Source organism: Aequoribacter sp., assembly GCF_965659035.1.
Classification (GTDB): Bacteria; Pseudomonadota; Gammaproteobacteria; order Pseudomonadales; family Halieaceae; genus Aequoribacter.
This window is the reverse complement of record NZ_CBFHWH010000113.1, coordinates 1-1,395: the sequence shown is the minus strand read 5'-3', so window position 1 is coordinate 1,395 and position 1,395 is coordinate 1. Positions and strand designations below refer to the sequence as shown.

At 52.4% G+C, this 1,395-nt stretch carries 1 protein-coding gene and 1 pseudogene; both read right to left on the bottom strand.

What is annotated here, in order from left to right:
- Positions 1-359 (bottom strand): annotated as a pseudogene (gene glmM, locus ACTF5Z_RS11115) (phosphoglucosamine mutase); the annotation flags it as partial.
- On the bottom strand, positions 356-1,216 hold the full coding sequence (gene folP, locus ACTF5Z_RS11110) for a dihydropteroate synthase (RefSeq protein WP_438985693.1): 861 nt from the start codon (positions 1,214-1,216) through the stop codon (positions 356-358). The pseudogene glmM and the gene folP, both read right to left, overlap by 4 nt.
- Between the last annotated feature and the right edge of the window lie 179 nt (positions 1,217-1,395).

The following is a 1,395-nucleotide window of genomic DNA, read 5'->3' as shown; positions in this document are numbered from 1 at the left end:
CCGTCATGGCCAAAGAATTTGATGCCGTTGTCCTGAAAAGGATTGTGCGATGCACTAATTACAATGCCAGCAGTCGCATTCAAAGTTTGGGTCATTACTGAAACAGCCGGGGTTGGCATTGGGCCAAGTAAACGAACATCGACGCCCGCGGCCACCAAACCAGCCTCTAAAGCCGATTCGAACATATAGCCAGACACTCTTGTGTCTTTACCAATCACCACTAGAGGGCGCTGTTTGCCCGCTTTCGCCGCAAAGACTTTGCCAGCAGCCCAACCGAGCTTAAGCATAAAATCAGGGGTAATCGGTGCTACACCCACTTCACCGCGAATTCCATCCGTTCCAAAATAGCGCTTGCTCATTGTTCCCCCTTAAGCACCCTAACCACGTTTACAACATCCATAGTCGCATCGACATCGTGAGTACGGATGATGTGGGCACCTTGCATCAATGCAACGGTTGCCAGTGCCAGCCCTCCGGCTAATCGTTCGTCCACATCTTTACCCGTAATAGCGCCAATCATAGATTTTCTAGAGACACCCACTAGGACCGGGTGGTTGCCATTACAAAAGTAAGAAATGTTTTGCATTAGTTCGATATTATGCGACAGAGTCTTACCAAAACCAAATCCTGGATCAATCCACAGGCGCTTTTTATCGATGCCTGCCGTTAGGCAATCTTCGATTCGCTGGCTCAAAAACCCGCTGACGTCTTGCACAACGTCATCGTAGGTTGGCTGTGCTTGCATCGTTTTAGGTTCACCCTGCATGTGCATCAGGCATACAGCTAAGTCAGTGCTGGCCGCGGCCTCAAGCGCACCCTCGCGCCGCAAGGCTCTGACGTCGTTAATAATGTGAGCGCCCGCCAGCGCTCCCTCAAGCATAACTTGAGGCGTAGAGGTATCAAGTGACAGCGCTACATCGAACGATCGAGCCAAACGCTCCACCAACGGTATAACGCGTTCCAACTCTTGTTCGACACTAACGGGGTCGGATCCTGGTCGAGTACTTTCGCCACCAATATCCAAAATGGTCGCACCTTCTTGGACCATTTTGGCACAGCGATCGAAGGCTTTGTCTAGGTCCAATCGTGTGGATTGGTAAAGCGTGCCACCATCAGAAAACGAATCGGGCGTGGTGTTCACCACGCCCATCACCGCAGGGAATGTCAGCTCGCGACCAGCAACGTAACACCGGTCGAGGCTTATCTCACTCGTCATTAGCTCTAGTGTTCGCTGGCGGGACCACCGATTGGCGTGACATTGTCACCACCCTTGACGTCTTGTTCCGCTTTGGTGGTGGTATCGCCACCGCTCGTACCGTTCGAACCGCTCCAATCCGAGGGCTCACGAGGTTCACGGCCAGCCATGATATCGTCGATTTGCCCCGAATCGATCGT

Excerpts from the sequence above, each read along its gene's own strand:
- folP (WP_438985693.1), bottom strand. The coding sequence starts at position 1,216 with ATGACGAGTGAGATAAGCCTCGACCGGTGTTACGTTGCTGGTCGCGAG.